At 39.8% G+C, this 26,015-nt stretch carries 21 protein-coding genes; 14 read left to right on the forward strand and 7 right to left on the reverse strand.

What is annotated here, in order from left to right; genetic code table 11:
• Positions 1-438 precede the first annotated feature (438 nt).
• The gene (locus MKL38_RS16735) at positions 439-1,161 is read left to right on the forward strand and encodes a pirin family protein (RefSeq protein WP_270903838.1); all 723 of its coding nucleotides are present in this window, start codon (positions 439-441) and stop codon (positions 1,159-1,161) included.
• Between the two features lie 77 nt (positions 1,162-1,238).
• Here the strand turns inward: MKL38_RS16735 and MKL38_RS16740 are convergent, their stop codons facing one another.
• A complete protein-coding gene (locus MKL38_RS16740; RefSeq protein ID WP_003652710.1) occupies positions 1,239-1,859 on the reverse strand; it encodes a TetR/AcrR family transcriptional regulator in 621 nt (206 codons plus the stop codon).
• A gap of 524 nt (positions 1,860-2,383) precedes the next feature.
• Between MKL38_RS16740 and MKL38_RS16745 the strand changes: the two genes are divergently transcribed.
• From MKL38_RS16745 to MKL38_RS16760, 4 genes are all read left to right on the forward strand, one after another.
• Positions 2,384-3,343 (forward strand): metal-dependent hydrolase, encoded by a 960-nt coding sequence (locus MKL38_RS16745; RefSeq protein WP_045434316.1) that lies wholly within the window; start codon positions 2,384-2,386, stop codon positions 3,341-3,343.
• A 65-nt stretch (positions 3,344-3,408) separates the two neighbouring features.
• Positions 3,409-4,242, forward strand: a complete 834-nt coding sequence (locus MKL38_RS16750) for an SDR family NAD(P)-dependent oxidoreductase (RefSeq protein WP_270903839.1) — start codon at positions 3,409-3,411, stop codon at positions 4,240-4,242.
• A gap of 22 nt (positions 4,243-4,264) precedes the next feature.
• The gene (locus MKL38_RS16755) at positions 4,265-5,788 is read left to right on the forward strand and encodes a flavin-containing monooxygenase (protein ID WP_270903840.1); all 1,524 of its coding nucleotides are present in this window, start codon (positions 4,265-4,267) and stop codon (positions 5,786-5,788) included.
• 113 nt (positions 5,789-5,901) lie between these two features.
• On the forward strand, positions 5,902-6,777 hold the full coding sequence (locus MKL38_RS16760; protein ID WP_270903841.1) for a class I SAM-dependent methyltransferase: 876 nt from the start codon (positions 5,902-5,904) through the stop codon (positions 6,775-6,777).
• Between the two features lie 2 nt (positions 6,778-6,779).
• Here the strand turns inward: MKL38_RS16760 and MKL38_RS16765 are convergent, their stop codons facing one another.
• The gene (locus MKL38_RS16765; protein ID WP_270903842.1) at positions 6,780-7,802 is read right to left on the reverse strand and encodes an AraC family transcriptional regulator; all 1,023 of its coding nucleotides are present in this window, start codon (positions 7,800-7,802) and stop codon (positions 6,780-6,782) included.
• A 136-nt stretch (positions 7,803-7,938) separates the two neighbouring features.
• Here MKL38_RS16765 and MKL38_RS16770 point away from each other — a divergent pair, with 136 nt between their 5' ends.
• From MKL38_RS16770 to MKL38_RS16785, 4 genes are all read left to right on the forward strand, one after another.
• On the forward strand, positions 7,939-9,426 hold the full coding sequence (locus MKL38_RS16770) for a flavin-containing monooxygenase (protein ID WP_270903843.1): 1,488 nt from the start codon (positions 7,939-7,941) through the stop codon (positions 9,424-9,426).
• 44 nt (positions 9,427-9,470) lie between these two features.
• Positions 9,471-10,325 (forward strand): SDR family NAD(P)-dependent oxidoreductase, encoded by an 855-nt coding sequence (locus MKL38_RS16775; RefSeq protein WP_270903844.1) that lies wholly within the window; start codon positions 9,471-9,473, stop codon positions 10,323-10,325.
• 70 nt (positions 10,326-10,395) lie between these two features.
• The gene (locus MKL38_RS16780; protein ID WP_270903845.1) at positions 10,396-11,289 is read left to right on the forward strand and encodes an alpha/beta hydrolase; all 894 of its coding nucleotides are present in this window, start codon (positions 10,396-10,398) and stop codon (positions 11,287-11,289) included.
• 28 nt (positions 11,290-11,317) lie between these two features.
• Positions 11,318-12,988 (forward strand): GMC family oxidoreductase, encoded by a 1,671-nt coding sequence (locus MKL38_RS16785; protein WP_270903846.1) that lies wholly within the window; start codon positions 11,318-11,320, stop codon positions 12,986-12,988.
• A gap of 65 nt (positions 12,989-13,053) precedes the next feature.
• On the opposite strand, the gene MKL38_RS16790 is transcribed toward MKL38_RS16785, so the two are convergent.
• The 3 genes from MKL38_RS16790 to MKL38_RS16800 form a co-directional block, all read right to left on the reverse strand.
• Positions 13,054-15,252 (reverse strand): OsmC domain/YcaO domain-containing protein, encoded by a 2,199-nt coding sequence (locus tag MKL38_RS16790; RefSeq protein ID WP_270903847.1) that lies wholly within the window; start codon positions 15,250-15,252, stop codon positions 13,054-13,056.
• A gap of 252 nt (positions 15,253-15,504) precedes the next feature.
• Positions 15,505-16,785: an OprD family outer membrane porin gene (locus tag MKL38_RS16795; protein ID WP_270903848.1), complete on the reverse strand. Its 1,281-nt coding sequence runs from the start codon at positions 16,783-16,785 to the stop codon at positions 15,505-15,507.
• A gap of 31 nt (positions 16,786-16,816) precedes the next feature.
• The gene (locus MKL38_RS16800) at positions 16,817-18,163 is read right to left on the reverse strand and encodes an MFS transporter (protein WP_270903849.1); all 1,347 of its coding nucleotides are present in this window, start codon (positions 18,161-18,163) and stop codon (positions 16,817-16,819) included.
• Between the two features lie 371 nt (positions 18,164-18,534).
• Between MKL38_RS16800 and MKL38_RS16805 the strand changes: the two genes are divergently transcribed.
• The 5 genes from MKL38_RS16805 to MKL38_RS16825 all read left to right on the forward strand — a co-directional run bounded on the left by MKL38_RS16805 (position 18,535) and on the right by MKL38_RS16825 (position 24,667).
• On the forward strand, positions 18,535-20,220 hold the full coding sequence (locus MKL38_RS16805; protein WP_270903850.1) for an arylsulfatase: 1,686 nt from the start codon (positions 18,535-18,537) through the stop codon (positions 20,218-20,220).
• 25 nt (positions 20,221-20,245) lie between these two features.
• Complete coding sequence (locus MKL38_RS16810) at positions 20,246-21,199, forward strand: formylglycine-generating enzyme family protein (protein WP_270903879.1); 954 nt, start codon at positions 20,246-20,248, stop codon at positions 21,197-21,199.
• Between the two features lie 12 nt (positions 21,200-21,211).
• The gene (locus MKL38_RS16815; protein WP_270903851.1) at positions 21,212-22,399 is read left to right on the forward strand and encodes an OprD family outer membrane porin; all 1,188 of its coding nucleotides are present in this window, start codon (positions 21,212-21,214) and stop codon (positions 22,397-22,399) included.
• Between the two features lie 234 nt (positions 22,400-22,633).
• Complete coding sequence (locus tag MKL38_RS16820) at positions 22,634-23,710, forward strand: aromatic ring-hydroxylating dioxygenase subunit alpha (RefSeq protein ID WP_270903852.1); 1,077 nt, start codon at positions 22,634-22,636, stop codon at positions 23,708-23,710.
• Positions 23,711-23,722: 12 nt separating this feature from the next.
• A complete protein-coding gene (locus MKL38_RS16825; protein ID WP_270903853.1) occupies positions 23,723-24,667 on the forward strand; it encodes a PDR/VanB family oxidoreductase in 945 nt (314 codons plus the stop codon).
• A gap of 43 nt (positions 24,668-24,710) precedes the next feature.
• Here MKL38_RS16825 and MKL38_RS16830 read toward each other — a convergent pair whose 3' ends face one another.
• On the reverse strand, positions 24,711-25,403 hold the full coding sequence (locus MKL38_RS16830) for a GntR family transcriptional regulator (protein WP_080632039.1): 693 nt from the start codon (positions 25,401-25,403) through the stop codon (positions 24,711-24,713).
• 110 nt (positions 25,404-25,513) lie between these two features.
• Positions 25,514-25,969 carry a MarR family winged helix-turn-helix transcriptional regulator gene (locus MKL38_RS16835; protein ID WP_151745196.1) on the reverse strand — a complete coding sequence of 152 codons (456 nt, stop codon included), beginning with the start codon at positions 25,967-25,969 and terminating at the stop codon, positions 25,514-25,516.
• Positions 25,970-26,015: the final 46 nt, after the last annotated feature.

Here is a 26,015-nt window from a genome sequence, read left to right on the forward strand (position 1 = left end):
TACAATGATTGATAAATACGAAACATTTCCATTGAAAAGTAACTTTATTTTAAAACAGTTTGTGTTTAATTATTTTTAATATTAGCTTTTTATTCATTCCCATTATTAAGTTCATTTAAATATGCAGTGTAGACAAATGTGTATATCGCATGAAAAATCTCTAAATTTTCTATGTACTGAATAAGATAAAAAGATCGATTTTTCTTTCAATTGTTATATTTAAATTTGTTTGGTTACCCAGCCATTTCCCTATTTTATCCTTAGCTTCAAAAGTAAAATTCCAATTTTAACTAAAAGAACCCTTTTTCTGATTTGAGAAATAGCTTTCCATTTTATCGTTCTATAAATCGTACCAAGCTTTCCATTTTTAGAGCTTTATTACAATAATCGCTACGATAAACTGCACTCAGAGAAAAAATTAAATTAGGAGAGTAGATCATGTTTGATATGCGTTTATCTCATGAACGTGGCGCAGCACATCACGGCTGGTTACAATCAAAACATAGTTTTTCATTTGCTAACTATTGGGACCCAAAACAAGTCGGTTTTTCAGATCTACTTGTAATTAATGATGATAATGTTGCTCCGTCTAAAGGCTTTGGTACTCACCCTCACCGTAATATGGAAATTATTTCCTATGTACTTGAAGGCGCATTAGAGCATAAAGACTCGATGGGTACAGGTTCTGTGATTGTACCTGGCGACATTCAGTTAATGAGTGCAGGTCGTGGAGTGGCTCATAGTGAATTTAACCATTCTGCTCAAGAAGGCGTACATTTTTTACAAATTTGGGTCGTTCCAAATGAAGTAAATACAGATCCAGGTTATCAACAAATTCATATTGATGAAGAAGACAAACGCGGTAAATTGCATTTGATTATTTCACCAAAAGGCGGTGAAAAAACTTTATCCATCAAACAAGACATTAATATTTACTCAGGTCTTTTTGATGGTGAAGAAACTGCCGAATTTACGATTCCTGATGGTCGATATGTCTACCTACATGTTGCCAAAGGTCGCATTGATGTAAATGGTAAAACCTTTAACACAGGTGATGCAGCACGTATCCGTGATGGTGGAAACTTATCGTTTACCAATGGTGATCATGCTGAAATTCTGATTTTTGATATGCGTCCGGAAGAAGTTCCAACCATGCCATAATGAAGCTAAGCCCTCACATAAAGATTTATGTGAGGGCTTTTTTAGCGTTTATACAAATTGACGAAGTCTAGCTGTGATCAATGCTCTTCTGAGCGCGACATCTCTGCATTGATATAACTCATGATCATAGTGGTTAACCCCTGCACCATTTCATCAAAACTAATGTAAGGATTTGGCAAAATAAGATGCCGAGCCACATTAAAAATCCCACTGTTAATACAGATGTAGGTAATCACAGCTACGTTGTTAATTTTTAAATACTTAGGATTATGCATCATATATTTCATGATGACTTCCACTAAAGCCTGCTCAATTTTTGGAATGTATTTATCGTACTGTAACTCGCCTGCATAACGTAAAACAGTTAAATAACGGTCATTATTTTTCTTTAATAAATCACTAAAAGTATAAAAAATCATTTCAATGACTGGTTCTAACTCCAGCTGTAAAATAGTTGGCGTAAGCTCCGTAATCATGTCCAAAATTTCTCGAACAAAATAGTGATTCATCGCATCGTAAATTTCTTCTTTATTTTTAAAATATTCATATAAAGATCCGACACTCACCCCTGCAATTTCTGCAATATGACGTGTGGTAGTGCCACTGGGTCCATGAAGCGCCACTGCAATAAAACCCGCTTCAATAATAGTATCGACAGTAACTTTGGCTCGAGTTTGACGAGGTTTACGCGTGGTCATACGATCTAATCAATAATCCGAACATAAAGTCAGATTAGCATGTAATCAGACTCGGTAGAAATAAAAAAACAAAATCCGAATAGTTGTCAAACTTGATCAAAAAAAGCCTTCAAAATAGATGCTATTAAGGATATCTAAATATTCTTATATTTGCTTTAACGACCCTAATAAAAATAAATTATTTATTATTTTTCAATAATATGTACAAATTTTTATTAAAGTTTTTCTTATGCAAGAAATTGATAAATTACTTTTATATATTTAAAAATTTACCCGAATTGAATCCGAACATAAAGTCAGATTAATATGAAAAAATTAAAGAAGAGTCACTGAGAAATTCTGTGTATCTCAACTCTTCTTTCCGTTATTCAGCCAAATAATCAAACAAATAACGGAGCAACAACACCGTAGTCAATCCAGAGAACACTCTGCTTTGAAAATGGAATTTACAGTGCCTTGTTGAACATTAAGTTTATTGATTTTCATCAAAATGCACTACTACTGATTTGTCTCAAGGTGTCGCTATGATCTCGACCACAGTAAAAAAATCATTTAACAAACTTAAATTTCAACGTGAAATTGAGTTGCCGGATTTTGCCAGTAAAAGCACTATTCCAATCCGTCATTTAAATATTGGTTTTGATGGTAAGGAAATTGATGTCAGATTCTATATGGACAATCAATTTGCAACCTTGTTTTTTGCCACACTTTCAGTTTTTTTAACCTATGGTGAAGATCTGGTGATCGAAACTGCTCGTCATCACCGTGACTTTATTAAAGACCCAATTTTAAAACAGCGAGTGACTTCGCTTATTGGCCAAGAAGCAATTCACTCAAAATTGCACAATGAATATAACGATGCACTTCAAGATGCTGAATATCCTGTTGCACTCTATCGTTTCCTTGGCTCGAACTTCTTTAAATATGTGTTTTTAAAGTTTCCGCAGCCACTCAAATTATCAATGATGGCGGGTATTGAGCATTTTACTGCTGTACTTGCTGAATATATGATGAAGCATGAAAAGAACTTCTATTATTCAGATGATGCGAAAAGCCGTGCTTTGTGGATGTGGCATATGCTTGAAGAATCTGAGCATAAAGATATTGCCTACGATGTTTATCAACTCTTAAATGGTAGCTACCCATTACGAGCTTCTGGTTTCGCTCTTGCTCTAATTACCATTTTAGGGCTTATTCCTGCGACGACCTTATTTGTTCCTGTTTTAAGAAAACCGCAAGAGATGTTCACCTTAAAATTCTGGAAAGATGCCCGTCGTGGTGTAGGTTTAATCTTTGGCCCGAAAGATGGCGTTTTTGGAAGTACAATTGGTCAAATTCTTGACTATTTACGTCCAGATTTTCACCCAAATGACCATGATACGACTGAATATCTTGAGTACTACAAAAAGAAATTGCTGAACGAAGGTGGTGCAATTGCTCCTTACTTTGTTAAAGAATTTACCCCTCCAGTACGCATGTCTTAATCGTCCTGCATTTCCAGCTATCAAACAGATAGCTGGCATCTCTTCAAGTTATTTATGGATGAATCATGATTTTATTTGGCAAAAAGAAAGTTAAACCAAGCCAAAAAGCTTATGCAGTGGTGACAGGTGCAGGCAGTGGGATTGGTCGAAGTTTTGCAATTGAACTGGCAAAACGTGGTGGCAGTGTGGTTTGTGCAGACATTAATCTCGAAGCTGCTGAAGAAACCGTAAAAATTCTTGAACAACAAGGCGCGAAAGCTTTCGCTATACGTTGCGATGTCGGTAACTCAGAACAGGTTACAGATCTAGCAGAAACTGCTGAGATCTTACTTGGGCACCCTGTCACCCTTGTGATTAATAATGCAGGTGTAGGTTTAGGCGGAAAATTCGATGAAATGACGCTCGAAGACTGGAATTGGGTCATGAATATCAACCTTTGGGGTGTTATTCACGGTTGTCATGCTTTCGTCCCAAAATTTAAAAAGTTAGGTTATGGTGCGATTATTAACGTTGCTTCCGCTGCATCGTATACGGCTGCACCAGAAATGACCGCCTATAACGTGACTAAAGCAGGTGTACGCGCGCTTTCAGAAACGCTTTCTGCCGAACTACACAAGTTCAATATTAAAGTTAATGTGCTCTGCCCTACTTTGGTTCCAACCAATATCATCAAAAATGGTCGGATTCCGGGACGCTATTCAAAGCTTGCAGATCACGCGCTTATGAACTATGCCCTCACCACAAGTGATAGTGTAGCCAAATTAACACTGAACCGCCTTGATCAGAATGAGCTTTACACCATTCCTCAAATCGATGCGAAGTTATTCTGGCTCATGAAACGTGCATCACCAAGCTTGTATAACAAGTTCCTTGGCACGTCTTACAAATTATTTAAATAAGAAATTTATAGGTAGTACGCATATGACTGCTCAAATGAAAACAAATGCATCAGCAAAAAAAGCTGTCAATTCACCCAACCACATTTTCGACACCTTTATTGTAGGTGCCGGCATTTCAGGTATAGCTACTGCCATTCGCCTAGATCAAGTTGGCTATACCAATTATAAAATTATTGAAAAAGCTGGCCGTGTTGGTGGAACATGGCGTGAAAACACCTATCCAGGCTGTGGCTGTGATGTGCCATCTGCGCTTTATTCTTACTCGTTTGCACCAAGTGCAAAGTGGAGCCATTTATTTGCTCGACAACCAGAAATTTTAAGTTACTTAGAAGATGTGAGTAATGAGTTTAATGTCGCATCTAAAATCGAATTTAACAACGAATTGCTGAACGCCGCATGGGATGACTCACGCCATGTGTGGGTACTTGATACCACTACTGGTCAGTATTTATCTAAAACTGTTATTTTCGCTACAGGTCCAATTACTGAAGCACAAATTCCACGTCTTGAAGGTTTAGATACGTTTAAAGGTGAGATGTTCCATTCAGCTAAATGGAACCATGATTATGATTTGACAGGTAAACGCATTGCTGTGATTGGTACTGGTGCATCTGCCATTCAGTTTGTGCCCCAAATTCAACCAAAAGCGAAAGAGCTTTTTGTGTTCCAACGTACAGCACCTTGGGTACTACCAAAACCAGACACAGACTTGGGCGAATTTAGTAAATCAGTGATTGCTAAGTATCCATCTATTCAAGCAAGCTGGCGTAAAAGTGTAGCGTTAACTCTGAATGCAATTAACTTTGGTTTACGTAACCCGCTTGCACTTAAACCGGTAAATGTACTGGGTAAGCAATTACTTAAATTGCAGATTAATGACCCTGTGCTACGTAAAAATGTAACGCCAAACTTTGATATTGGTTGTAAACGTATTTTGTTTGCTAACAATTACTACCCTGCATTACAAGCACCAAATACGACCCTTATTCCTCATGGTTTAGTGAAAGTTGAAGGCAATACTGTTGTTGCTGCCAACGGTGAACGCCATGAAGTTGACGTAATTATTTGGGGCACTGGTTTTGAGGTATCTCATCCGCCAATTGGTAAACGTGTTCATAATGAAAAAGGTCAATGTTTACAAGATTTATGGAAAGATAGTTCACCTGAGGCTTATTTAGGTACCAACATTGAAAATGTGCCGAATGCATTTTTAATTTTAGGCCCGAATGTCTTGGTTTATGACTCTTTTATTGGCTTAGCTGAGGCTCAGCTAGACTATATTGTAGATGGCTTATTGAAAATTAAGAACAAGGGTATTAGCAAGTTCAACGTTAAGCCCGAAGTTATTAAAAAGCATAATGATCTGGTACAAAAGCACTTAAAAACAACTGTATTTAATAGTGGTGGTTGTAAGAGTTACTACCTTGATGCCAACGGTCGTAACTTCGCTGCATGGCCATGGTCATTGAAAAAGCTAAAACAACGTTTGAAAAACGTCGATTTGAAAGATTATGAAGTGACATATCAAACGACAAAAACTCATTAATTTGTAATTTTGATCAAATCCGTTGTAAGAAATAGGCAGTGTATTTTAGGTTTTCATGAAATACACTGCCTTCTTCGTTGAATATCTTCAAGAAATAAAAAAACAGGATAAAGATGAAAGAAGGTCAATCAAGTCGTACCGCCGAAGCCGCCGCTGCATTACGTGCAAATCACTTTAAAAATACGGTCAGCCCTGTATTTTCAGACCCTTATGCTTTTGAGCTGACCAGTAGAAGCTGGAAAAAACTTCTATCAAGCCCACTTCTTGTTAAATTAATGAATTCTGCGGTTTTAAACCGCACTTTAGGTTTACTTACCGGGCAAGTGGTCGGACGCTCTCGTTATGCCGAAGATTTACTTGATCAGGCAGTTCAACAAAACACTCAACAATATGTTTTAGTTGGTGCAGGTCTAGATTCATTTGTACTACGTGAGTCTCACCATTACCCAACTTTAAAAATCTTTGAAGTTGATCATCCCGATACTCAAGCTGCCAAACAAGCCAAGCTAAAAAAACTAGGCGAAATTCCTGCCACAGTTGAGTTTGTCGCAATTAATTTTGAAAAAGAGTCTATTTCGGAAGCCTTGACCAGAAGTGTCTATGAGCGATCCGCTCCTGCATTTTTCTCATGGCTTGGAACGACTCACTATTTAAATCCTCAAACAACCTTGCAGACTTTAAAAAGCATTGCTGAATTTTCAGCAAACGCTAGTGAAGTTGTACTCGACTATTCGACCTATTTTCAGGAATTAACTGGTATCGAACGCATTGGTAGCATGGGTGTTGCCCAGTTTACCCATTTGCTCAAAGAACCATTATTAGGTCAATTTAAACCTACTGATTTACATCGCGCAGTTGAACAGATGGGGTTTGAAGTCGTTGAAGATTTATCAGGTGAAGCCATTACTGAGCGTTATTTTAGTGCACGAGTAGATGAGATTCGCCATACCTCAGCAACACGCTTATTGCATTTGCGCTTGAATAAATAAACTCAGGTTGATGATTTACCACTTAACCGCACTGCATGCGGTGTCTTACCGTGCCATCTTTTATATGCATGAATAAAACTGGCAGGTTCGGCATATCCCAACCATTCGGCAATTTGCTCAATAGAGGCTTTCGGTAAAGTCAGATATTGTTCTGCTAAAACCTGTCTGACTTCTTCACGTATTTGAATAAAGGTCATACCTTCTTGAGCCAAATGACGGCGTAAGGTACGTGCATTTAAGTGCAAACGATCGGCAACCATGTCCATAGATGGCATTTCCCCTCGCACCCTCATTAACTGCTGCTGCACTAAATTAATAAATTTCTTTTGTGTTTGGCGCCTATCTAGAATTTGCCGACATTGTTCTTCAGCCGTATGTAAAATCAGGTCATTGGCCATTTGCAGTTTTTGGTCTACTTTGTGCGGATCGAGTAAAACAAAGTTCTTAGCCGCCCCAAACTCCGGCAGAATTCCAAACAAATCGATATAGGGTTGTACCTCAGTTTTAGGCTGGAAAGTGAAAGCCATATATTGACAAAAATTATCTTGTACCAAGTCCCGTTGCACCGTAATGAGCGCCGCCGCGTCCCGTTCAAGAATAAACTGGCGAACTGAAGGTGGTACGCCCTCATCTTCAATCTCAATCCGAATACCTTCATCTGTCTCTGAAACTAGAAATCGGGTAAAAGCAAAAGTAAGTGAAAAATAGGTTAAAGCTAAATCAAGTGCTTCACGAATGCTGGCACTGCTCATGAGGGCCATGCCTAAAGGCCCAAATGTTGTAAAGTGATAGCGTGTACCTACATCTAAGCCTAATGTCGGCCTGTCTCCAAGCTGCTCAACCAAGTTATGAATAACCTGCAATTCTTGCTGACCTGTCACCACCATATTAGGGTCAAGCAATTGCTGTTGACTGATTCCAGTCTCTTCTAAAATGGTCTGATAAGAAATGCCTGATTCCACCGCAAAATCAGCCATTAATCGAACACTATGTACACTGCGTTCAAAAGCCCATGCATACTTCACTGTATTGCTCAGAATGTCCTCGAATCACAATATTTTGTCCTCATCCATCCTCTAAATCAAGCAAATAAACGACTATTCTGCATACAGGAAATTGCGATTCTTTCGCCCACTGTTTTTAAGGATTTTAGAGCAGCCTATGTTTAATTCGTCAGCTAATTCAAATAAAAATGTACGTATCGCCATTATTGGCACTGGCTTTGGTGGTCTAGGACTTGCCATTCGCCTCAAACAAGCAGGTTTTGAACAATTTACTCTCTTTGAAAAAGCTGCTGATGTGGGCGGTGTCTGGCGCGACAATACTTATCCGGGTGCTGCGTGTGATGTTCCGTCACATCTTTATTCTTTTTCTTTTGAGCAAGAGCTGGGTTGGAAAAACCGTTACGGCACATCTCAAGAGATTTATCAATATTTACGCCACTGCGCCGATAAATATGACATTCGCCCACATGTTCAATTTAATACCGAAATTGCCAGTGCCGAATTTGATGCTCTGCAAGGTGTATGGCACATTCAAAGTACAACCGGTGAGCATTTTGAAGCTGAATTTTTAGTAGGTGCTGTGGGCCAGCTCAATCGCCCTGCCTATCCAAAACTTAAAGGTATTGAAAACTTTAAAGGTAAGGCTTTTCACTCCGCGCGTTGGGATCATGACTACGATTTAAATGGAAAACGTGTTGCTGTAATTGGTACAGGTGCAAGTGCCATTCAGTTTGTTCCCGAAATTGCTAAGGAGGTTGCTCATCTTGATGTTTATCAACGTTCGGCCCCTTACGTCATTCCGAAGCCAGATCGGATTTATCAACCTTTAGAGAAAAAAGCATTCCGCAAATTACCGATTTTGCAAAGTCTAGATCGTGCCTTGCAATATGGACATCACGAAATCCGTCTGCTGGCTTTTACAACTTCTTTAAATGAAATGCCTTTAGTGGAATATTTATTCCAGCGCCATATTCGTAAAGTGGTTAAAGACTCCAAATTACGTCACCGTTTAATGCCGGACTACCCAATTGGCTGTAAGCGTATTTTAATTTCTAACCATTGGTATGAAACGCTCACTCAACCTCATGTCGATGTTATTCATACGGGCATTCAAGAAATTACTGAAAATGGCATTTTAGATACGGACGGAAATCTGCGCGAAGTTGATACCATTATTTATGGTACTGGTTTCGCTGCAACTGAATTTATGGCGCCAATGCAGATTACAGGTCTTGATGGTCGCACTTTAAAAGATACATGGAAAGATGGTGCAGAAGCATACCTTGGCTTAACTGTTAGCGGTTTCCCTAATTTCTTTATGCTTTATGGTCCAAATACCAATCTTGGGCACAACTCAATTGTCTATATGATTGAAAGTCAGGTGAACTACATTTTAGATGCCATTCAAATACTGATAAAAAATAAGTTGTTATTCACCAATGTTCGTGCAGAAGTTCAACACGAGTTCAACCAAAATATTCAAGAAAAAATGAAAAAAACTGTCTGGGCACAAGGTTGTACCAGTTGGTATCAGACTGCGGATGGGAAAAATACCAATAACTGGCCGGGTTTTACCCTTGAATATCGTCAACGTACTCGTCGTTTCGATGTTGAAAACTACACTCAGGTTTCGGCTATTTCTTAAACAAGCTTCACCATAGGAAATGAGAAAAATAAACGGAGAATTTTATGAAAACATTTAAGAACAAAGTCGCGGCTGTTACAGGTGCGGGTTCAGGTATTGGACAAGCACTTGCAATTGCACTCGCAAAACAAGGCTGCCATCTGGCACTTTCCGATATCAGTGAAGCTGGCTTAGCCAAAACTGTCGAGCAGTTATCAGCCTACCCAGTTAAAGTGACCACTCAAAAAGTCGATGTAGCTAAGCGAACTGAAATTGCAGATTGGGCAAAAGCTGTTGTAAATGAGCATGGCCAAGCTAATTTGATTTTTAATAATGCTGGTGTTGCAATAGGTAGCACGGCTGAAGGTGTGAGCTATGAAGATCTTGAATGGCTTATTGGTATTAATTTTTGGGGCGTAGTTTATGGCACCAAAGAATTTTTACCATTTTTAAAGCAAAGTGGTGATGGGCATATTATTAATATTTCCAGCATGTTTGGCTTAACAGCTCAACCAACCCAAAGTGCCTATAATGCCAGTAAATTTGCTGTTCGTGGCTTTACTGAATCGCTACGCCAAGAACTTGATATGCAAAATGCTGGAGTTAGCGCGACCTGTGTTCATCCGGGTGGTATTCGTACCAATATTGCCAAAGCTGCCCGTATGAATAATAGCGTCCAGTCTTTAGGAATGGACCCTGTTAAAAGTCAGGATGCTTTCGATAAATTACTACGCACCCCTGCTGACGAAGCTGCTCAACAAATTTTAGAGGCTGTTCGTAAAAACCGTCGCCGTTTACTGATTGGAGCCGATGCAAAAGTCGTTGATGTAATTCAACGTATTCTTCCACAGGGTTACCAAAAGATTTTTGCAACTGCAACCGCATTGCAAACTCACCTACTCAACAAATCAGCAAAATAAAAATAGTGGTCGGTATGCTCTTCATTTTAGGAGATGCTGACTGTCATTAGGCTTAGTATGAGTCTTTATTATGAAGCAGCTTCTTGAATGGACTATTCGTACCACGCTACGTCCAGCTTTATCTCCTAAAACACCACTAAAACTTCAGCGTTTTTGTAGCGATGCAGCCAGTGCTATTGTGCTTGGGCCACGTGGCTATAAAACAAAAAAACAAATAATTGCTCAAGTGCCGACAGTTCATATTCAGCCCAAAATGACTAAATCAGGGCTGGGTATCTTGTATTTACATGGCGGTGGCTATGTTGTTGGTAGTTCAAAAAGTCACACTAAGCTTGCGGCTCAAATCGGACATGCAGCTCAAGCACAAGTCTGGTTACCTGAATATCGTCTAGCCCCAGAACACCCAAGCCCAGCTGCTCTTGAAGATGTAATTGCAGTCTATCAAGCTCTACTTGACCAAGGACAAGACCCGAAAAAACTCGTGATTGCGGGTGATTCTGCGGGTGGCGGACTCAGTTTAAGCACCGCAATTGCTATTCGAGATGCAAAGTTGCCGCTACCAGCAGCGTTAGTTTTACTTTCACCTTGGGTTGATTTAAGCCTCTCTGGAAGCACGATGAAAACCCACGCAGCTCAAGATGCGATGCTGTCTGAAGAATGGTTAGTGTGGTGTGCAAAAAACTATTGCGCGCAAAAATCAGTAACCGATCCAATCTGTTCCCCACTCTATGCTGACTTAACTGGACTACCGCCTATTTTGATTCATGTCGGTACCGAAGAAGTTTTATTAGATGATGCAAAACGTCTTGCTGAACAAGCTGGAAAATACGGCATTCCGACGAACTTTAGGATTTATGACCAAGTCGGACATGTTTTTCAGTTCCACAAGGGTATACTAAAAGAATCTAATGACTCGATTGAGCGCATTGGGCAATTCATTGATAAGCATACACAGTCAATATAAAAAATAATCGCCAGAGAGGAGCCTCGGCATGACAACAAACAATTATGACTATGATTATCTCATTATTGGTTCAGGCTTTGGTGGTAGTGTTTCTGCTTGCCGTCTAACCGAAAAAGGTTACTCAGTTGCTGTAATGGAAATGGGGCGTCGCTGGAAAGCCGAAGATTTTGCGAAAAATAACTGGAATTCCCGCCGTTGGATTTGGCGTCCGGGCATGAAGCTTTTCGGCTATTTCAATATGCGCTTTTTTCGCCATGTCACCATTATTTGCGGGAATGCTGTAGGTGGAGGTTCAATTACCTATGCCAATACCCTACTCGTTCCACCTGAACATATTTGGGACGAAGGCACATGGGCAGATGCTGCAGACTGGAAAAATGAAATGCCCCAGCACTATGCAGAAGCAGAACGTATGCTTGGGGTGACGGATAATAAAATTTTTGGTCCAGCTGACCATATGCTCAAACAAATGGGTGAAGCTATCGGTGTAGGTCATACTTTTAAACCGACACGTGTTGCGACTTTCTTCCCACCCGAAGGTGAACAAGGCGGCAAAACCTACCCTGACCCATATTTTAACGGTGAAGGTCCAGACCGTGCGACGTGTACAGCATGTGGCGGTTGTATGACAGGTTGTAAACACAACGCAAAAAACACTTTGGATAAAAACTATTTGTACTTTGCCGAAAAAAATGGTGCCAAGGTTTATGAAGAAACCAAAGTTGTTGATGTTAAACCACTCAATGGTAAAGCTGATGGCAGTGATGGCTATGAAGTAACCACTGAATGTTCAACCTCATGGTTTAATAAACAGCGTCGTACATGGCGAGTACGCAACGTAATTTTCTCGGCATCTTCTTTGGGTACTCAAGAGATGTTGTTCCGCTTAAAGCAGTCTGGTTCTCTGCCAAATATTTCCGATGACTTGGGTAATCGGGTTCGTACCAATGCCGAATCTATTTTAGGGGTTCGCTTCTTTGGTAAAGATGTCGACATGAGCAAAGGTGTTGCCATTGGTTCAAGTATTTACATCGACCATGATACTCATATTGAGGCAACTCGCTACCAAAACGGTTCCGATGCAATGGGTCTCATGTGTACTTACATGGCAAAAGGAAAACCGGGTTGGACACGTATCTTCTTTTGGTTATGGGCGTTAATCTGCCATCCATTTATTTTTCTACGCATGAGCAATCCGGTTGGTTTTGCGCGTCAAACCTTGATTTTCTTGGTGATGCAAACTGCTGATGCTTCAATTAACATGCGCTTGAAACGCAACTGGTTTTGGCCTTTTGGCAAGGTATTGTCTAGTGAGGGTAAAAAGCTACCAGTTTATATTCCACAGGCCAATACATTTACCGAAAAAGTCGCCAAAATGTTTAATGGCCACCCCATGACGACCATTACCGAAATTTTATTTAACGTGCCTTTTACCGCACACTGTATGGGCGGCTGTGCAATTTCCTCAAGCCCAGAACGTGGCGTGGTGGATGGACAAAATCACGTTTTTAACTATAAAAACTTATATGTTGTAGATGGTTCAATGTTAGGTGCCAATTTAGGTGTTAACCCAAGTCTCACCATTACAGCTTTAGCAGAACGTGCAATGTCTTATATTCCGGCTAAACACACTTTGGGCGAACATCAGGATCATAGAGCAGAGGCAGAAACCGTAGAGATCACGAAAGCTTCTGCTTAAAATAGAAATTTGTTTTATAAAAAAAGCCTATTTAAAAATAGGCTTTTTTTCTTTCGCTTTTTAGATTACATCGTTACGGCTTTAGCACGAGCTGCATGCAATTTTTTATAGCTCTCGATCAGACGTAAATGGCGATCAAGTCCTTCTAGTTTCATGCTTGTTGGTGTTAAACCATAGAAACGAACGCTACCATCGACAGAACCTAATACTGCCTCCATTCGTGTGTCACCAAACATACGACGGAAGTTAGTCAGGTAATCTTCAAGCTCTAGTTCTTCATCCAACATCACTTCAAGCACCACGTTCATGCACTGATAGAACAAACCACGCTCAACGGTGTTAGTGTTATATTGCAGGTAAGTTTCGACTAACTCTTTTGCCTCGTCAAATTGCTGCAAAGCAACGTAAATCAACAATTTCAACTCTAAAATCGTGAGCTGTCCCCAAACTGTATTGTCATCAAATTCAATGCCAATGAGCGTGGTGATTTCGGTGTAATCGTCTAACTCACATTCTTCTAAGCGCTCAACCAATGCTTCAAGTTGTTCATCATCCAAACGATGCAGATTTAAAATATCTTCACGGAATGAAAGTGCTTTATTGGTATTGTCCCAAATCAAATCTTCAACGAGATAAATTTCTGAATAATCCGGCACTAAAATACGGCAAGCGGTCGCACCTAGGTGCTCATATACTGCCATATAAACTTCTTTGCCCATCTCTTCGAGAATACCGAACAACGTTGCAGCTTCGTCTGCATTCGACTCTTCGCCTTCTCCAGAAAAATCCCACTCAACAAAGTCATAGTCAGATTTAGAACTAAAGAAACGCCAAGATACCAAACCGCTTGAGTCAATAAAATGCTCGACAAAGTTATTCGGTTCAGTCACCGCATTACTTTGGAAAGTCGGTTGTGGTAAATCATTTAAGCCTTCAAAACTACGACCTTGAAGCAGCTCAGTCAAACTACGCTCTAACGCAACTTCAAAACTTGGATGTGCACCAAACGATGCAAAAACACCACCCGTACGTGGGTTCATTAAAGTCACACACATTACAGGGAACTGACCACCTAATGATGCATCTTTAACTAGAACAGGAAAACCTTGCTCTTCTAAGCCTTTAATACCAGCAACGATACTTGGGTATTTTGCTAATACTTCTTCAGGAACATCTGGAAGTGCAATTTCACCTTCTAAAATTTCACGTTTAACAGCACGTTCAAAAATTTCTGACAAGCATTGAACTTGGGCTTCCGCCAAAGTATTACCTGCACTCATACCATTACTTAGGTACAAGTTTTCAATTAAATTTGATGGGAAATATACAACTTCATCGTCAGACTGGCGCACGAAAGGCAGCGAACAAATGCCACGCTCTACATTGCCTGAATTGGTGTCATATAAATGCGTACCGAGTAATTCATCATCTGGGTTGTAAATCTCAAGACAATATTCATCTAAGATTTCTTTAGGTAATTCACCATTTGGACCCGGTTTAAACCATTTTTCATCTGGATAATGCACAAATTCAGCATTGGCAATATCTTCACCCCAGAACTGGTCGTTATAGAAGAAGTTACAGTTTAAACGCTCAATAAACTCGCCTAATGCAGACGCTAAAGCGCTTTCTTTAGTTGCACCTTTACCATTGGTAAAACACATCGGAGACTGTGCATCACGAATGTGTAATGACCATACATTCGGAACAATATTACGCCAAGATGCGATTTCAATCTTCATGCCCAAATTTGCCAAAATGGCAGACATATTGGCAATGGTTTCTTCTAATGGCAGGTCTTTACCCTGAATATAGGTATGGCTTTCTGAAGTTAAGCTTGGCAATAACAGTGCTTGCGCATCTGCATCAATGCTTTCAACTTCTTCGATAATAAATTCAGGACCAGTTTGAATAACTTTTTTAACAGTACAACGGTCGATTGAACGTAAAATCCCTTGGCGATCTTTATCTGAAATATCGGCTGGTAATTCAATCTGAATTTTAAAGGTTTGCTTGTAGCGGTTTTCAGGATCAACAATATTATTTTGTGATAAACGAATATTATCGGTTGGGATATCTCGAGCTGCACAATACACTTTTACAAAGTACGCTGCACACAATGCGGAAGATGCTAAAAAATAGTCAAATGGGCCCGGTGCCGAACCGTCACCCTTGTAGCGAATTGGTTGATCGGCAATTACCGTAAAGTCATCGAACTTAGCTTCCTGTCGAAGATTGTCGAGATAATTAACCTTGATTTCCATGCTGGCACCTAAATATTTTTATGTGTCAGCACAGACACATAAAATTCTAAATATTGAAATATAAGCCGAATCACAGCGAAGAAATTGACTTAAAAAAATGAGAGATTAAAGCCATGTGTTTAATGAACGACTCAATTGGCTTTAATAAGATTGGCGGTATTATAGAGTGATTTTGTGAAGTTGATAACTAAAGTTAAAACATTGATGCTCACAATGCTTTAACTTGTCTTTAATTTACTTAAATATTGAGCATTAAAATTTAAAGGTGTAATCAACATTCAACCGTGTTTCATTTGCCGAGTGAAATGTCATATTGCTTGGCATATCGTTGCGATAGTGAGAAAAACGAGCTCGCATGCCTAGGCCTTTTAACTTTCCTTCAGGAATTTTATAGCCTAAATCAAACTCCATCGACTCTTCTTTAAAACGCTGATCGCCATATTGCAGCAAATCAATATCTTCCCCTTTTGCATAGCGGATCATAAAGCGCAGTCCATTTAATGGAACATCCCCTAATCGTGCATTTTTAAAATCATATTCGTAACGAATCGAATAGACTTTTTCATCTTTGTTCGAATAGTCCGAACTCATAAAATCAAGCACGACTGGACTTTCAGTTCCCGACAAAAACGGCAAACCAGTCGAGCCAAACGACTGCATATAGCCCAAAGAAACCGTATGGTTTTGATAGTTCAAACCAAATAAACCACTCATATGACGGTTATCGACCTTTCCTATTTTTTTGCTTCCAGTTTCTTCACTATTAAAAAAACGCACGTCACTTAAAAAATTAAGCTGGTCATTTAAAGGCTGTTTTCCGTTAAAACCCAAAAATTGTTGCTGGTAAATGTCTTTGAGTTCAGCATGGTAGGCACGGAGACGATAGTCCTTTAACTGATAACTTCCTCCCAGCGTGTAAAAAGAATCAGTGGTTGCCGCCTTGTCAAAACGACGGTTGATATTATCCGTTCCAACATCGGTATAACGAATGGAATCGCGCTGCCGCACTTCATCGACATAAAATCCTTCGAGTTGAAGATTTGGAATTTCATTTGAAACAAAGCGAATACCGCGATAAGTCTGGGGGAACAAACGCGCTGGCGATGAAAATATGGTCGGTAATTGTGGAACTAAATCCCCCACAAAAAGCTCATTTTTCCTAAATTTAGCCTTCCCTGTAATACCAATTTTTCCATAATAATCGTCACGCGAGTTATCAGTATTGACGGGTAATAAGCCACTACGTGCATAGTCATCAGCCCGATTTCCCATCAGGTTAAAACCCGCCATTGCCAGCACATCAACACCGAACCCAACTGTCCCTTCGGTATAACCCGACTGTCCTTTAAAAATTAAACCCTGCGCCCAATCTCTGGCTGCGGTATAGGGATATGGGTCTTTTTTATAGTCTCGGTCAAAGTAAAAATTACGCAGTGTCAGCTCAGCTTTACTGTCTGCAATAAACTCGGCATGCACAACTTGAGTAAATAATGGGCACAAGCATACCCCCACCCACAATGGTGTCTTTTTCATTTTTTATCTCAACTATTTAATTTATAATGGATTAAGGTGCTGTTTTAAGAGAGTAGTTTTGCTCTTTCTTACTTCGATAAAAAGCACTACCCAAACTTAAAATCAGGAAAATAGCCAAAATAAAGACCACACCGTAATAGGCATAAAGCGTTGCTGGTGCGATGCCTTTATCCAGAAAAATACCTGCAATCGTTGGCGATAAAATTGCCCCAATACGACCAAAACCAATGGCATAACCCACACCGCGACTACGGATTTCAGCGTCATAAATTGTTGGAGAAATAGAATATAGACCTGCCACACAGCCATTAATAAGTGTGCCGAGTAATAACCCCACCATGAGTGCGACACTCACTTGAGACGAGACTGCGACAAATAGAAAAACACATGCAGACGTTAGCCCTAAAAATAGGCTTAAGGCATAGAAAATTTTTATGCGTGATGCGAGTAGACCAATAATGGCTGCACCGAAAATACCGCCAATACTAATTAAAATACCGGTACTTACCCCTTGCTCTGGTGACATTCCCATTGAAATAAGAATTTTTGGCGTCCAGCTCATAACAAAGTAAAAGCCAAACATCACTAAAAAGAATGCAAACCAAAGGCAAAGTGTTTGAAATCCCAGTTGCCCTGCAAATAATTTGCTGAGTTCACTGCCATTTTGCGTACTCATTTTTTCATAGCGCGGCATAATTGATAGTTCATTAAGCCCCATACGGTTTACAGTTGTATTGATTCGTTCCAATGCCTGTTTTGGTCTTTTCGCGAGTAAGTAATCTAAAGATTCAGGCAATAACCATGCGCTGATCAGCAACATTGCAATGGTGGTGATTCCACCTGCTAAAAAGATTGAGCGCCAACCTAATTGCTCAATCAATGCGAGTGATAGTACTCCACCAAGCGTCGCACCAATTCCATAACCGGTAGACATTAAGCTCACTGCAAGACTGCGCCAGCGAGCATTGGCATATTCACTTGCCAACACATTACTACTCGCAAGGATGCCACCCACCCCAATTCCGGTAATAAACCGCAGTGCTGCCAACATGCCGTGGCTTTGTACAAAAGCACAGCCCAACATGCTAAGACCAGCAATTACAAGACAAACTAAGATGAGTAAACGGCGACCAATTTTATCGGCTAAAGGCGCAAGAAAAATAGAACCAGCAGCCATTCCAAAAAGACCTGAACTGAGCAACAAACCAATTTGTGCGCCTGAAAGTGACCATTCTGCCGAAACAGATGGAGCGGTAAATGCCATCACCATCACGTCAAAGCCATCAATAATATTAAGACAAATACAAATCAAAATGACGAACCATTGGTAGCGGCTCATATTGTTTTGATTGATCTCACTTAGAACGTCTCTTTCCATTTGTGTATCTCCCTTGGATAAGACATACACACGACATTGCTGATATGAGCGATTGGGTGGTTATGCACATCCGTATCCATAATGACCTAGAGGAATATTTGTTTTTTGAGCATCCTGCTCTTTTTCTATACTGAATATTTGGATCCAAAAAATCAACTAAAATTATAAACGGATTATTAAAAAGTATATAAATACATAAATTATATAACTATAAAATTATTAAAAACATAAAATTAGGATGCTTGAATATTTTTATGGATCCATATTAAAAAATCTATTATGATCGATTCCAGAGCATTTTTTAGCCAAAAAGCTCAGTTTATTTCCAGAAAATGCAAGATGCATTTATGAAACTTCAAAGGATTGTTGTTATGAAACTCAAAAGAGTAAGCCAGCTTACATTGGGACTTTTTTTTGCCAGCCAATTGTTTTACACAACGCAAGCAGCACCTCCAAAAAATCAACAACCACCCAACATCATGATTATTTTGGCCGATGATCTTGGATTTTCAGATATTGGCGCTTATGGCGGCGAAATTAAAACCCCTCATATTGATAGCCTATTAAAGCAAGGAAAAATGCTTTTTAATTTTCATGCTTCATCAATGTGTTCACCTACTCGTGCACAGCTTATGACAGGTGCAGATAACCACTTGGTGGGTTTAGGTGCGATGTATGAAACTTCAAAACGACAAGAAAAATTGGTTGGAGCCGATAGCCCGCGTGCACTCCTCAAAATTGATGGCTATTCAGGTCATTTAACGCAAAATGCTTATACACTCGCAGAGATTTTAAAGACAAAAGATTATTACACCTTCATGGTCGGTAAATGGCACTTAGGCTATGCTCCCGACCAAAACCCTAAAGCCCGCGGCTTTGATCAATCTTTTGCTCTGCTCGATGGCTTCGATTTACACTTTAAAGACCAACCTAAAAACTATCCTCGTAACACCCAATACACTGAAAATGGTCAAAAGGCCACATTACCTGACAACTACTACTCGACAGACTTCTTTACACAAAAAGCTTTCGAGTACTTAGACAAAAATAAAGCGCAAAAACCATTTTTTGCTTACCTAGCCTATACCGCTCCACATTGGCCAATACAGGCGCCTGCTCACTATAGAGACTTATACAAAGGTAAATACGATCAAGGCTACGATGCAATTCGAAAACAACGCTTTGAGAGACAAAAGCAATTAGGATTAATTCCTGCTAATGCAGAATACCCAATCGAGCGTGGCAACCAAGCTTTAGGTACCAAAAGCTGGAATGAACTGACATCACAAGAGCGCAAATACGAAGCACGTAAAATGGAAGTTTATGCGGGCATGGTTACCCAGTTAGACGACCGCGTGGGTGATGTCATTCAATATCTTAAAAAGCATCATTTATATGACAACACTTTGATTGTGTTTATGTCAGATAACGGCGCTGAAGGTGGTGATCATAATTTCCCAATGGGTGATGCTGACAATCGCTATGAAAATATAGGCAACGCCAGCTCATATCTATACATGGGACCACGTTGGGCCGAAGTAAGCAGTACGCCATTTACTTACTGGAAATCAGCCGCTTCAGAAGGAGGAGTTCGAGTTCCATTTATTGTTAAATCACCAACTCAGGTTTCTAAACAACGTGGAATTAACAATAACTTTGCTACAGTCAGAGATATATTCCCCACTGTGATGGAGCTAGCGGGGATTCAAAATAATCAGGTTTATCCAACTTCAAGCACCAAAATTAAACCATCGGGCTTTAGTTTGATTCCTGCTTTTAAAGATAACACTGCCCGTATTCGTCCTGTTAATTATTATGACTTCAAAGAATTACATGGCAGCCGCTACGCCAAAACTGACGAATGGAAGCTTATTGAAAACTCACCTTCTAAATTTAAGAGCCATGGCTGGGAACTCTACAATTTAAAAACAGATTTTAATGAGCAACATAATGTTTATGCAGCCCATCCTGAGATTGTCAAAGTCTTAAATGATAAATATTTAAGATATGCCGATGAAAATGGTGTTGTGGATTTTGAGCAATACAACAAAAAGTAGGAAAAATTAGATGAAACAGATCATGATGCTTTCATCGTTCCTCTTACTTTGTGCATGCCAAAAAACCACACCTCAACTAGAACAGACCACCTTGCCCGACTTAGGCAGCAAAGCTAAATGTAATTCTTATTCAGGCCTTCCTTCGGGTTGGCCTAAAAATAAAGAAGCAGGTATGGTCAAACTTCCTCAAGGGAAAGTTGTTCTAGGCACCACACAAGGCTATGAAGATGAACGCCCATTAAACTTACAGGCAACTTCCGTTCCCGCTTTTTTAATTGATGCGACTGAAGTCACCAATGCTCAATTTCAAGAGTTTGTTAAACAAACGGGCTATGTCACCGATGCAGAGAAGCAAGGTGGTGCGGCTATGTTTGTACAACCAGATCATCCAGTTGAAGAATTACAATGGTGGCGATTTAAAAAAGGGGCCAATTGGAAACATCCATGGGGCCCAAACAACCCTAAACAACCCGCACCTCACGAGCCTGTTCGCATGGTGACATGGAATGATGCCTACGCTTATGCAAACTGGCTGGGCCATGACTTGCCTACCGAGCTTGAGTGGGAATATGCAGCCAAAGGTTTTCAGCAAAATTCCGACATTGGCCCTACTCACGAAGGCCATATTGTAGCCAACTTCTGGCAAGGTGAATTTCCTTATAAAAACATTCAGGAAGATGGTTTTAAGGATGTTGCCCCTGTGGGTTGTTTTAGTAAAAACCCATTTGGATTATATGACTTGATTGGCAATGTATGGGAATGGACGCAAACACCCTATACAGGCCCACGAGATCACCATATGGGAGATCCATCGAAATATCGGCAAAGTCACGAACAGATTTTGCAATACACGATTAAAGGTGGGTCTTATTTATGCGCAACCAATTATTGCGCGCGTTATCGTGCTGCCGCAAGGCATCCACAGGAACTCGACCTTGCAACTAGCCATGTCGGATTTAGAACAGTAAAACGCTTTTAAACGGATTTAAAAATGAAGCATATTTTTATTTATGGGATTTTCTTCTCAGGGACAACCCTTGCCTGCTGTTTAGCTCACAGTGCAGTAGATGTTAATTTTCAAAATACACTCACACTAAAAACATTCAACTTCGACAGACAATATGAAAATAGTACTAGCCCCGATACTCATAGCTTGAGCCAAGGTCTGATCTATCGTGGCGACTGGTCAACCAAACTTAATGAGGTTCAACTACACCTCAATCCAAGCATCCAATATGCATATCGTCTAAGTAGCGACCAACACACCAATGATATGGTCATACCCTTTGACCCTAATACTAAGAAACAACCACAAGACCAAGTTAAATATGGCTTAGGAGCTGGTGTTGAATATCAAAACTTTCGCATGAATATAGGTGACATCACTCCCGACTCACCACTTACGCCACAAGTGGATACACATCAATTACGTGCGAACTATAAAGGCTTGGAATTAAAATATAAGACACCACAACAAAATTTCGAGCTGGGTTTGATTAACCGTTATTCGCCAAAAAATGAGGAGGACTACCATAAACTCGCCATTTCAAAACATGAATCTGACGGGCTTTACTTTTTCCAGTGGGATGGGAAAACGCCTCAATATAATTGGAAATTTTATAATGGTTACTTAACAGATCTCATCAATCAAAGTTACTTTGCTTTTGATTATCAATGGACAAAGCAGCACACTACAAAATTACGTGTGTTTCGACACGACGATGTCGGTAAATCAAATCTTGGTGAATATGACAATACATCCGTAGGGGCTATGCATTTTATCAAACATGGCAATTTTACAACTGGAATTGGCTACCAAGAAAACTTTGGCAAAGATGGTATTCCAAAACTCGACAATATGCCCATCCCGCATATGGTTAACTGGACCTTAGGCGCGTTTACCAAAGCTGATGAAAAGTCTTATCATTTCCTTGCTTCGTATGACTTTAAAGAATATATCAAAGGTCTAAAAATCACCTATAAATATATTTATGGAGATTCATTTCAGACTATGAATCAAAATGATTTTGAGCAAGAAAGTGATGTGTTGATTCAATATGACCTAAATGCTTGGATTAAAAATCTTAAATTTCTTTTCTTAAATATTAACTACAACACTAAACATGGCAAAAGTCTGGATGAACAGCGCATGATGCTTCATTACACGGTTAATTTCTAAATCTCAACACTCCCATAATGGCTTAACCACAGCCATTTTGGATCCAAATTAAAACCATAAAATATTCCGCTTCTAAAATTCAAAAGAAATACAAAAGCCTTTAATAGCAATTAAAAATATACAAAAAAACCAAATCAAAAGATCAATATTTTTTAAAAAATATACTGTTTATCAATTGACCAATATTTTTATTTATTATAAATTGGATCCAATAAGTGATAAGGAGTCGTCACAATGTTTATTAAAAATGCTTGGTATGTAGCCTGCCGCGCAGAAGAAATCCAAGACAAACCGCTAGGTCGCACCATCTGTGGTGAAAAAATCGTTTTTTATCGTGGCAAAGAAAATCAAGTTGCAGCCGTTGAAGATTTTTGTCCGCATCGTGGTGCCCCACTTTCACTAGGTTATGTCGAAGATGGAAACCTCGTATGTGGTTATCATGGTTTAGTCATGGGCTGTGATGGAAAAACCGTTTCAATGCCAGCCCAACGCGTAAATGGTTTCCCTTGCAACAAAGCATATGCAGTTGTTGAAAAGTTTGGTTTTATTTGGATATGGCCAGGCGAAAAAGCTTTAGCAGATGAAGCAAAACTGCCAACTTTAGAATGGGCAGATCATCCTGAATGGAGCTATGGTGGAGGCCTGTTTCATATTCAATGTGACTATCGCCTCATGGTCGATAACCTGATGGATTTAACCCACGAAACCTATGTTCACTCAAGCAGCATCGGACAAAAAGAAATTGATGAATCATTACCAATCACTAAAGTTGATGGTGACCATGTCATTACTGAACGTTACATGGAAAATGTGATCGCACCTCCATTTTGGCAAATGGCCCTTCGTGGCAACCACTTGGCAGATGATGTCCCTGTTGACCGTTGGCAACGTTGTCACTTCTTTGCCCCAAGTAATGTGCATATTGAAGTCGGTGTGGCACATGCTGGACATGGCGGTTATGACGCACCAAAAGACAAAAAAGTTTCGTCAATTGTCGTGGACTTTATTACTCCAGAAACTGAAACCTCACATTGGTATTTCTGGGGAATGGCACGCAACTTCCAGCCAAACAATACTGAACTCACCGATCAAATTCGTGAAGGCCAAGGCAAAATCTTTACTGAAGATTTAGAAATGCTGGAGCAACAGCAGCAAAATATTTTGAACAATCCACATCGCAAGTTACTGATGCTTAACATCGACGCAGGCGGTGTACAGTCTCGTAAGGTGATTGAGCGACTACTTGCCGAAGAAAATAAAACGCCTCCTGAAACATCCGCACAAAAGTTTCCAAACATTCGGATTATTTAAAGGAGCATGAACATGGACGTTATTATTCAAAAAATTCACCAGCTCACCCCGACCATTCGTGCCTTTGAACTGATTGCAGCAAACGGTACTGAGCTACCGAATTTTGAAGCAGGTGCCCATATTGATGTGCATCTTAAAAACGGCCTAACCCGTCAATATTCACTTTCAAATTGTTGTAGTGAAAAGCATCGTTACGTGATTGGTGTTTTACATGATACCAATTCGCGCGGTGGCTCACGTTGTATCCATACTGAATATCGTGAAGGTGATCATTTAAAGATTGGTGAACCACGTAATTTATTTGAGATTCATCCTCAAACAAAGCAGGCGGTTTTATTTGCTGGTGGTATTGGCATTACCCCCATTTTATCGATGGCGTATCGGCTTAAATCGGCCAATATTCCTTTCGAATTACACTACTTTGTTCGTAGTCATGAAATGATTGCCTTCTATGGCAATTTAACCGAGCATTTTGGTGATCAAGTTCATTTTCATATTCAAGATCAGCCAGATACCGAATGTAATATGGCAGAGGTTTTAGGTCAGAGTTCACCAGATAGACACTTATATGTGTGTGGGCCTACAGGGTTTATGCAGTTTGTAATGAGCTCAGCCGAGCAAGCGAATTGGCACAACGAGCAATTACATCAAGAACATTTTGTCGCGCAAAAAGTAGATACGTCCAACGATGAAGCTTTTACCATTGAAGTTAAAGGTACGGGCCGCCGAATTGAAGTATTGCCAGAGCAAACTGCTACTGAAGCATTAATTGCAAATGGTTTTGATATTCCTGTTTCGTGTGAACAAGGCATTTGTGGAACGTGTATTACTCGTGTTGTAGAAGGCACACCAGATCATCGAGATCTTTTTATGACCGATGAGGAACATGCACTAAATGACCAGTTTACGCCCTGCTGTTCTCGTGCAAAAACCAAAAATCTTGTGATTGAGCTTTAATAGTTAAGTTCCTTTATTTAAAAATAGAGGAACTTATTTCACCTTAAGCACTAAGAACATTTCTTAGCGTTTCACCTAAAATCACTACACTACTGTGCTCACGCATTAAAGTTTCAGCACGCCCTGCCTGACGATGCGTCAACGCATCGAAAATCGAACAATGCTGTAAATGTGCATAGTGCAAACGACGATATTCCGACAAAGCTTGCTTCTCATCATAGGTAATGGCTTGAGCAGAAGCCATCGGCAATTGATTGTTTTTTGCTAAAGCTTGTATGAGCGCTACATTTTGCGCGCCCTCAATAATCGTGTCATGAAAAATGACATTAAAATGATGGTAACGTTCCAGTTCGGTATCGCCAAACTCGTCTTTTTCATTAAAGAGTTTTTCAGTTTCTTGAATGCAATGTTGCAGGGTCTTTTTCTGCTCTTCGCTTAAACCTTGTTCTGCCAAAGTTTTCGCAGCCAATCCTTCAAGCACACCCCGCACTTCAAGCGCATCATGAACCAGTTGTTCTGAAATTTCACGGACGGTGTAGCCACGGGTTGGGTTCTTGATGAGAAGACCTTCTTGTTCGAGCAGCCGAAATGCAATACGAACAGGCTGTCTCGAAACACCAAGTAACTCGGCAGTGGGAATCTCAGCAATTCTGGCACCACCTTCAAGTTCCCCTGAAATAATCATTTTTCTTAATTTAAGTAAAACTTGTTGCCCTGAAGACATTTGCTGCCACACATTGTCAAAAACGTCACTTCGATGCTAACAACTTCATTTGCAAAATGAAATAAATTTTCTGTGTGAATCGGTGCTTAGGAATTTAGCGCAACCTAAACAAGCTCATTTATTTAAAGGCTTTTAAGATTATTCACCATGATATCGAGGTTATTACGAATTAAATAAGCCAGATTGATATCAATGCCTTCAAGCATCTTTTCTTCAACTTTTAATACAACTTCATTGCATTTATTGAGTTTTTCAACACCACTTTCGGTGAGTGTAATTAAAATACGGCGGCCATGCGTAGGGTCAGGTTTCTTCTCAATCCAGCCATTGACCAGCAAATCTTGCAGAATTTTATTGGCAGATTGCGGCTTAATAAAAGAACGTTCAGCAAGTTTGGCATTGGATACATTACTTTTTGAAGCTAAAACAGAAAGCGCAGTAAATTGCGGCAAGGTAATCTCAAGCTCTTTTAAATGTTCTGTTAAATGTTTACTAATAATTCGGTCAACACGAGCAATCATGTAACTTAACTTAGGCTCATCTTCTACTTTTTTTTGAACTGAATTCGAACGTACCATAACCTTTCAATCATCATAAGAAAATCTGTAGTGAAAGTATGAGGCG

The sequence above is a fragment of the Acinetobacter sp. AOR14_HL genome, from assembly GCF_027855175.1.
Classification (GTDB): domain Bacteria; phylum Pseudomonadota; class Gammaproteobacteria; order Pseudomonadales; family Moraxellaceae; genus Acinetobacter; species Acinetobacter calcoaceticus.

Coding starts and splice junctions, on each gene's coding strand:
- MKL38_RS16780 (WP_270903845.1), top strand. CDS start 10,396: ATGAAGCAGCTTCTTGAATGGACTATTCGTACCACGCTACGTCCAGCT.
- MKL38_RS16745 (WP_045434316.1), top strand. CDS start 2,384: ATGATCTCGACCACAGTAAAAAAATCATTTAACAAACTTAAATTTCAA.
- MKL38_RS16735 (WP_270903838.1), top strand. CDS start 439: ATGTTTGATATGCGTTTATCTCATGAACGTGGCGCAGCACATCACGGC.
- MKL38_RS16770 (WP_270903843.1), top strand. CDS start 7,939: ATGTTTAATTCGTCAGCTAATTCAAATAAAAATGTACGTATCGCCATT.
- MKL38_RS16820 (WP_270903852.1), top strand. CDS start 22,634: ATGTTTATTAAAAATGCTTGGTATGTAGCCTGCCGCGCAGAAGAAATC.
- MKL38_RS16795 (WP_270903848.1), bottom strand. CDS start 16,785: ATGAAAAAGACACCATTGTGGGTGGGGGTATGCTTGTGCCCATTATTT.
- MKL38_RS16760 (WP_270903841.1), top strand. CDS start 5,902: ATGAAAGAAGGTCAATCAAGTCGTACCGCCGAAGCCGCCGCTGCATTA.
- MKL38_RS16810 (WP_270903879.1), top strand. CDS start 20,246: ATGCTTTCATCGTTCCTCTTACTTTGTGCATGCCAAAAAACCACACCT.
- MKL38_RS16755 (WP_270903840.1), top strand. CDS start 4,265: ATGACTGCTCAAATGAAAACAAATGCATCAGCAAAAAAAGCTGTCAAT.
- MKL38_RS16785 (WP_270903846.1), top strand. CDS start 11,318: ATGACAACAAACAATTATGACTATGATTATCTCATTATTGGTTCAGGC.
- MKL38_RS16815 (WP_270903851.1), top strand. CDS start 21,212: ATGAAGCATATTTTTATTTATGGGATTTTCTTCTCAGGGACAACCCTT.
- MKL38_RS16790 (WP_270903847.1), bottom strand. CDS start 15,252: ATGGAAATCAAGGTTAATTATCTCGACAATCTTCGACAGGAAGCTAAG.
- MKL38_RS16740 (WP_003652710.1), bottom strand. CDS start 1,859: ATGACCACGCGTAAACCTCGTCAAACTCGAGCCAAAGTTACTGTCGAT.
- MKL38_RS16775 (WP_270903844.1), top strand. CDS start 9,471: ATGAAAACATTTAAGAACAAAGTCGCGGCTGTTACAGGTGCGGGTTCA.
- MKL38_RS16805 (WP_270903850.1), top strand. CDS start 18,535: ATGAAACTCAAAAGAGTAAGCCAGCTTACATTGGGACTTTTTTTTGCC.
- MKL38_RS16835 (WP_151745196.1), bottom strand. CDS start 25,969: ATGGTACGTTCGAATTCAGTTCAAAAAAAAGTAGAAGATGAGCCTAAG.
- MKL38_RS16800 (WP_270903849.1), bottom strand. CDS start 18,163: ATGGAAAGAGACGTTCTAAGTGAGATCAATCAAAACAATATGAGCCGC.
- MKL38_RS16750 (WP_270903839.1), top strand. CDS start 3,409: ATGATTTTATTTGGCAAAAAGAAAGTTAAACCAAGCCAAAAAGCTTAT.
- MKL38_RS16825 (WP_270903853.1), top strand. CDS start 23,723: ATGGACGTTATTATTCAAAAAATTCACCAGCTCACCCCGACCATTCGT.